Origin of the sequence: Limnothrix sp. PR1529 (assembly GCF_002742025.1) — a bacterium.
Lineage (GTDB): Bacteria > Cyanobacteriota > Cyanobacteriia > CACIAM-69d > CACIAM-69d > CACIAM-69d.
The window spans coordinates 21,931-29,042 of the sequence record NZ_LIRO01000115.1 but is presented as its reverse complement, the minus strand read 5'-3'; the positions used below and the strand labels follow the sequence as shown (position 1 = coordinate 29,042).

The 7,112-nt window shown below is 54.9% G+C and carries 7 protein-coding genes; 3 read left to right on the top strand and 4 right to left on the bottom strand.

The genetic code is table 11. The annotated features are described in order from the left end of the window. Positions 1 to 435: 435 nt before the first annotated feature. The 4 genes from AMR42_RS15870 to AMR42_RS20645 form a co-directional block, all read right to left on the bottom strand. Entirely contained in the window at positions 436 to 1,017 is a 582-nt protein-coding gene (locus AMR42_RS15870; protein ID WP_099534627.1) for a pentapeptide repeat-containing protein, read from the bottom strand. Between the two features lie 230 nt (positions 1,018 to 1,247). Then, positions 1,248 to 2,186, bottom strand: coding sequence for an alpha/beta fold hydrolase (locus AMR42_RS15865; protein ID WP_099534626.1), 939 nt, complete (start codon positions 2,184 to 2,186; stop codon positions 1,248 to 1,250). A gap of 178 nt (positions 2,187 to 2,364) precedes the next feature. Further along, positions 2,365 to 2,955 (bottom strand): VOC family protein, encoded by a 591-nt coding sequence (locus AMR42_RS15860; RefSeq protein WP_099534630.1) that lies wholly within the window; start codon positions 2,953 to 2,955, stop codon positions 2,365 to 2,367. Positions 2,956 to 2,986: 31 nt separating this feature from the next. Continuing rightward, on the bottom strand, positions 2,987 to 3,148 hold the full coding sequence (locus tag AMR42_RS20645) for a hypothetical protein (RefSeq protein ID WP_158234514.1): 162 nt from the start codon (positions 3,146 to 3,148) through the stop codon (positions 2,987 to 2,989). A 207-nt stretch (positions 3,149 to 3,355) separates the two neighbouring features. Here AMR42_RS20645 and AMR42_RS15850 point away from each other — a divergent pair, with 207 nt between their 5' ends. The 3 genes from AMR42_RS15850 to AMR42_RS20640 all read left to right on the top strand — a co-directional run bounded on the left by AMR42_RS15850 (position 3,356) and on the right by AMR42_RS20640 (position 6,977). Continuing rightward, on the top strand, positions 3,356 to 3,823 hold the full coding sequence (locus AMR42_RS15850) for a DUF3119 family protein (protein ID WP_099534624.1): 468 nt from the start codon (positions 3,356 to 3,358) through the stop codon (positions 3,821 to 3,823). Between the two features lie 229 nt (positions 3,824 to 4,052). Next, positions 4,053 to 5,447, top strand: coding sequence for a DUF3086 domain-containing protein (locus tag AMR42_RS15845; RefSeq protein ID WP_099534623.1), 1,395 nt, complete (start codon positions 4,053 to 4,055; stop codon positions 5,445 to 5,447). 246 nt (positions 5,448 to 5,693) lie between these two features. Continuing rightward, positions 5,694 to 6,977 carry a D-Ala-D-Ala carboxypeptidase family metallohydrolase gene (locus tag AMR42_RS20640; RefSeq protein WP_158234513.1) on the top strand — a complete coding sequence of 428 codons (1,284 nt, stop codon included), beginning with the start codon at positions 5,694 to 5,696 and terminating at the stop codon, positions 6,975 to 6,977. The last annotated feature ends 135 nt before the right edge of the window (positions 6,978 to 7,112 follow it).

Sequence of the window (7,112 nt, the reverse complement as noted above, 5' to 3'; positions counted from 1 at the left end):
TGTTTAGATTCAACACTTCTGTATCAGAACCAATGAATACAGCCCTTACCTCGATTAGTAGCCCGTAGGGTGGGCACTGCCCACCGAGCCGTTGCTTCATGGTATCTGTGATATGGCGTGCCAATTATTTTAGGTGAAGGCTGTATCAAGCGAATATCAGAATTAGACTTGAAACTCAGCCTCAAGTAACTGTGTGATCTTGTTGTGACTTTGCAATCAATTCTCAAATAAAAAAGATAAACCCTGATGACTGTCAGACTTTCTTGAGCATCCAAATAGGCATGGTGTCCAAAATTTCTGCCATTTTTGCAATTACTCTCAGCGCCAGAAATGATTGATCAATGCCATCGATCCTTTGGATTACAAGTTTATGGCCTGCTTTTTTCACTGATGTACAGAGCGAAAACCACACTCCCAAAAATCAGTCAAGCGCCTTTAGGCCGTTTCAGCACTCGTGTCAGCGCTATGAATTCGATGGCGCTGATGTTGACGTAGTTTCAACATCAAATCGGGAGGCAACTTGGCAGACTTCCAATAGGCATCCTGGAAATTGGACTCGGCTAACTTTGCCATATGCAGGTCGGCCCCGGCAAAATTGGCTCCCAAAATATTTGCTTCTTGTAAGTTCACTCCCACCAACGATGCGCCCACAAAATCAGCCCCCAAAGCGCAGAGTCGATGAAGATTAGCACCATCAAAGGTTGCCCCAGTGAAGACCGCTTCGATCGAGTTAGTGACTGATAAATTGGCTCCGGTAAAGTTGGCCCCGATCGCCCTGACCCAAGTGAGGCTAGCTCGACTGAGATTCACCCCAATCAAATCTACCCCAATCAAGTTTGCGCCGTTCAGATTGGCTTCACTCAAGTTGGCACGGGTTAGGTTAGCCAACACCAAATTGGCTTCGCTCAAATTAATTCCCGGTAGCTCAGCCGCAATCAGATTAACTTCACTGAGATCTGCACCTCGAAAATTCCGTTCTCCTAAGCGATAGCGCCCCAACAGTTCATCTGCATCCATGACGTTATTCACCCCATTTACTTCAATTGGCTTGGGAATGAGCCAAATCGATCGCCCCTTGTCGTCACAAAAGGCTGTTACTGCTCAATATGACTGAATTATGACGAAGTATTGTCATCAATTCTGGGCAATCGACAATCTCACTGCTTCCCTCTATTCTGTTCAGAATAACGATGAGTAGAAACGAGTTGGCTTAATTATCGATTGATTTAGTTTTTATTCCCTTCCAGTCAATCTATCTTTACAAGTAGTTTGAGGGTGAATTCTGAAACCGCATGGGTGAAAGCTGTCGTGGATTCATAGGGCAAAACATTCCGTCCTGGAAGTTTGTAGCCTTCACCTTGGGGAAGGTTTTCAAGGTAAAGATTGAGACGCTGATCGGGACTTTCCTGCTTGCCGCTTTTGCTGATGCTAGAAGCGGTTTCCCCAAACAAGGCCAAGGTTGGGTAGGGGATTTTGCGAATTTTTTCGGCATAGCCCTTCTGCCAAAACCGAGCCAGAAACGCAAAAACCGCATGGCGACTGGCCGGATCCGCAGCCCCTTGATCCAGCATGGAAAGCCATTCTTCGTCAATGTCTGGCAAGGCAGCAAAAAGCTGTTTTGCCGAAAAAGAACTCAAAAATTGCCGCCGCTTCGCATATTGAAAAAAAGCAGCCCCGATCCAAGAGTCAAACAGCCCATTCCAGAGCAATTTCTGTTGCCACTTTGGCGCAACTTCCGCCATCACTTGCCAAGCAGGCGGCCCCGAGAGAATCAGGCCGCGAATGTCGATCGCCCCGTTGGCATTGGTCGATCGCTCCACCATCTCGATCGCCACGGGAAACAGCGCCCCTTGCACCACCAAAATCACCGGCCGCTGCACCACTGTTTGCACAAAATGCAGCAGTTGATCGGCCCAATCTTCTGGATAAAGGGCGTAACGAGGCTTGGCCGCATCCCCACAGCCCAACAGATCTGGATTAAAGATGGCTAAGGCACTGCCCGATCGCTCCCAAGCATTAATGAACCGCGTCCAAAAGTGTCGCGATAGGCCAACCCCGATCGGGTGAATTAATAACAAAACTGGCTGATTCGGCTGGGCTGTTCCCCACTGATCATAGCTACAGCGATAGCCTTGCCAATCATAAAATTGAGTGGCGCGATCGGTCGAATTTTGCAGATTAGTCATGGTAATTGCTCGCAAATAATGGCTAAATTCAGGTGTCTGTTTTGGCTTTTCAGATATCTTCCGCAATTGCCTCATGAACTTGAGTTTTGAAACTGGCTCATGAACTTGAGCTTTGAAATTGAGTTTTGAAATTGAGTTCAAAGATGGGGCGAAGGGTGAATGCAACAACGGTGATTTCTTAACTGGACTCCGAAGACTTTGGATCCGGATCACAGCGAATTTCTACCATGAATCCGTCAGGGTCGTAAAAGTAAACACCGCGACCAGTGGGGCGAGTGACGGGCCCATGGGCGATCGCCACTTGGTGCTGCTGAAGGACGACAAGGGCGCGATCAAACGCTTCGGGGGCAATATCAAAGGCCAAATGATTGGCGCGGGTAAATTGCTGATCCGGATCCGGGTGCGGCGGCTGTAGGTCTGGCTCCCAAAACAAATCCAAAATCAAGCCATCGGGGAGCAAAAAGTTGGCAACCTTGCCCGCCGCCACCAGGGATTTAAGGGTGCTGGGAACCCGATCGCCCGTTAACTCCTCCAGACCCAACAGACCGCCATAAAAGCGACGGGCGGCCGCCATGTCCTTGACGTTGAGGGCGATGTGGTGAACCTTGCGCAGGGTGGCTAGTCCCAATCCAACGGACGCTGACGGGGCGGATGCCAACCCACAAGGCAAAGGAGACAAAGATGGCGAATCAACATCCGGGGTCACATCCGGGGTCACATCCGGCGCGATCGCTTCAGGGTTCACCACTCGATCGACTGCTGTTTCCATCGCTCCATGCTTTCCCAACGCTTCGTGCCTTTCAGGTTAACAGGGCGATCGGGTGGGTGTCGTTGCCGTAAATTTGCGGAGAAAGGTGCTGAGAACCGGCGCATGAGTCACAGACCAGGGGTGAAGGGCAGGATCGATCGCGCCGTTCCAAACATCCTCTTAGAATGGGACAGCGACCGCTGCCCTTGGTCATCCAATCGCTGCGCTTTGCCGCGTTGAAATGTTTGCCGCGTTGAAATGACTGTGCTCAACGCCAAAGCGGCCTGGAGCAATCCCAGGGCCATACCCAGAGCTATTCCAGAACTATTGCTGTATTTTTTTGATCTCAACTGATCCCAATTGATTTCAACATTGATTTCAACTCGCGTCCCAATTGATTCCAACTCGCGATCGCCTAAGTATGCCTGAACCCAACGCAACCCCATCCGCTGTCCAGTCGCCCGACTTGTCCCCGATCGCCCCTGGGGAAACTACCGCTGGCTCGCTGCCCGATTCGGAGGTGATTGAACTGCCGCCGGATTTCGTGTTGCCCACGGGTTTGGCGGCCATCTCAATTCTGTTTTTGGCTTGGAACTTGTTGGCGGCGTTGGCGCTGGCGGCGTTTTCGGCGTTTTTGACCCTGCAAGCGGCCACCCTGCGGCTGTTGTTCACGGCAACGGCTTTGGACATTTACCGGGGCGACAAGCTGATTCGGCGCTTTCCTTACCAGGATTGGGAAAACTGGGATATCTTTTGGTACTACCTACCGACCCTGTTCTATTTCAAGGAAGTGAAGAGCTTGCATTTCCTGCCCATCTTGTTTGACCCCAAGCTCTTGCGGGCCTGTTTGGAAGCGAAACAACTACCCAAGCGCCGCGCTTGGCAATAGGGCCGCTGGGGCACGATCGAGCGCCGGGGAAATTTCTGAGGGCGATCGAGCGGGAGCGATGGAATTGGCGAGATCGGTCACTTTCGGGAAACCCGACCAAAAATCGGGTGGGGTTAATCAACGGCTACGAATCATAATCGTTCAAGGAACTGGGATGATGGCGGCCAAGGTTTAAACGCTCAGTGTTGTTCCGCTTGAGCGTTCCACTGTTTGCAATCTAGTGCTTGAAATGTCTGATATTGCTGATCTGTCCGAATCGATCGATCGCCCCTCGGAAACCAACTGGGACGATGAACCGTTGCCCACCCCTGCCCCATCGCCCCAGGTGGGAGAAGCGGCGACGGCCGGAACACCGGTCAGCTCGGCAGATCGATCGAGCACAGCAGCGCTGACAGCCACAGGGGAATCGATCGCTGATTTGGCCCCCGAGGCTTCCCCCGCCCCGGAACCGACAGCGACACCGGAAACGATCGACGCACAATCCCCGATCGACAGCTCCCCGGTGGCTCCGGCCCCGATCGTCGCGGCTCCAGAGTCGGCAGCGCCTCCAGCGGATAACCCCGATCGAGCAACGCCAGCAGCCACTTCAAGTGCAGACCCAAATCCAAACCCAGATCCCGATCCAAGCGCACAGCCCAATCTAGACCCAGCGCCAACTTCAAATTCCCAAAATCCCCAATCAGCCACCCAAGCCTTGGCCGATCGCGTGGCCGATCTCCAAGAGCAACGCGATCAACTGCTGGCGGAAATTGCCCAAGCCCGTCGCGACCTCAGCCGCATTCTCAGCTTGGGAACTGCCGAGCTGGAACAGCGCCGCCAAAACCTGACCGCCAGCATTGAGCAACTGGAGCGCCGTCAGGAACGAATTCGCCAGGAAATGAAAAGCACGTTTGCCGGTGCATCCCAAAACGTTGCCGCCAGGGTTCAGGGTTTCAAGGACTACCTGGTGGGCAGTTTGCAAGAGTTGGTGGCCGCCGCCGAGGAATTATCCTTTGCGCCGCCGCCCGCCCCAACTCCAGCCCCGGCTCCGGAGCGATCGGCCCCCACGCCACCCACCGCGATCGAGGGACAATTTCAGGGCGATCGCCGCAAAATTGAGCAAATCCTAGAGCGATATCGCACCCGGCCGGACTATTACGGCCCCCCGTGGCGTTTGCGGCGCACCTTTGAGCAGGTTCACGCCGATCGGGTCAGTCAGTGGTTTTTTGACCTCAGCGGTCGAGGGGCCCTGCGCACCATGGGCAGCCGTCTACAAAACATCCTGGTGGTTTCCGCCACCATCTCTGTGCTGCGGGCCATCCATGGCGATCGACTCCGAACCCTGATCCTGATCGACAGTCCCGAGCGGCTGGGCGACTGGCGGCGCGGCCTGCAAGACTCCCTGGGCATTTCCCGCGCCGACTTTGGGGCCGAACAGGGCGTAATGCTATTTGAGTCCCCGGATCCCTTGGCGCAACGGGCCGATCGAATCCAGCGGGGCGGTGGCGTGCCGTTCATTGTGGTGGACGAGTCCGACGGCCGCATTAGCCTTTCGTTGTTGCAATTTCCCCTATGGCTGGCGATCGCGCCGGATCCCCGGATTGCGCCCCCCAGCGGCCTCGGCGGCAGCGGCTATGACTACTAACGTTGAGCTAGCCGACACCAATGGTCAGTATCGAGTAGACACCGCGAATGAGTTGTTAGGGCCAGTTGTTAGGGCTAATCCAAGCGATCGAGGGCTGAAGCCCCATGGCGATCGGGCAACGAGAGTGGCAAAATTCGTAAAAATCCTTGAAGCTTCAAGCCATCCAACCTATTGATGGCTAGCATGTCCAAGTAACTGCAACCAGTTCAAGATCACTGGGCGCTGTATTTCGGTGTGGTGCAACCTATGGTGAAGCTGAAAATCGTTCAACCCACGATCTTCAAAAGCCGGCCAGTCTCGTCGAGTGAACTGCCAACCGCAGAAAAACTCTCGGTTGCCCCCCGCGAACTCACGGTACAGGCGGCCGTCTTGGAAGGAAGTCACTATCGGGTGACCCTGATCGAGCCGATCGGGAATCGCCAAGAGTGGTTCATCTTTAAGGATCATTTGGAAATTGCCGCCGTCCCCACCCTGGTTGTCAAGAGCGAAACCGTTTTTAAAACCCGTGTGGCCCTGTCTTCGGCCCTGAGCAGCGCGGAGAAGCTGAGTGTGGCCCGGGGTGAATTTCCCCTTGAAAGCTACGAAGAAGCGCCCGATTCCCACCTGAGCGTGGTGTTGATGCAGCCCCTGCGCGATCGCAAAAATTGGGTCGTGTTTAAGGGGCACATCGAGCTATTGAACGTGCCGCCCTACCCGCCGCCAAAGGACGCAACTAATTTTCCGCCCCTGCCCAAGATTCGGGTCAAAGTGCCCACCATCTTTAAGCAGCGCCCCGTCTCTTCCGCAGAACTCAAGGATGATGAAGAAGTGTCCGTATCGCCGGGCGATTTTCGGATTCGGGCCATCAGTCGATCGGGCAGCCACTATCAGGTGCAGCTCAGTGAGCCGGTGGGCGCTCGCCAAACTTGGTTTGTGTTTGCCGGCCATGTGGACTTAATTGATGCCGATCAGTTGCTTTCGGCCAGTCCTGCTCCTAGCCCTGCCCCGGCTCCCGCTCCTAGCCCCGTGCCCGCCCCGGCTCCGGCCCCAAGACCTGCCCCGGCTCCCGCACCTGCGCCCGCGCCTCAGCCTGCGCCCGCGCCTAGTCCTAGCCCCGCGCCTTCCCGCGGCCCCGCCATTCGGATCCTTGGCTATGGTGTGGTGGGAACCCGTGATCCAATTGTGCCGAACGGCTCCTTTTTCTGGGGAGAAGCGACTAAGGACGGCACCAGGCTCCCTGAGTCGGAAGAAATTGCCCGCAACATTGTGCGGATGGCTCAACAGATGCAGCGAATTCGCACCAAATTGGGCGATCGCGCCATCACCATCACCAGTTGGTATCGACCGCCAGCGGTGAACCGGGCTGTGGGCGGCGCTTCCAACTCAACCCACATGCGAGGCCATGGGGTGGATTTTGTGGTGGAGGGTCTTTCGCCCCAAGCGGTGCAGCGGATTCTGGATCCTTGGTGGGAAGGGGGTCTGGGATATGGCTCCACCTTCACCCATGTGGATAACCGGGGGTATCGGGCCCGGTGGAATTACGGCAATTAATGTCTGAAGTGGGTGATCCCATCTAGCGCCTAAGTGGGTGTCTGAGAAGTAACTTGAGAGGCCTGCAAAGCACGAGTCGTCGTGGAGCAAGGGGCTGAAGCCCCTTGTTTTCGATGATCGATGAGACTCGCAAGG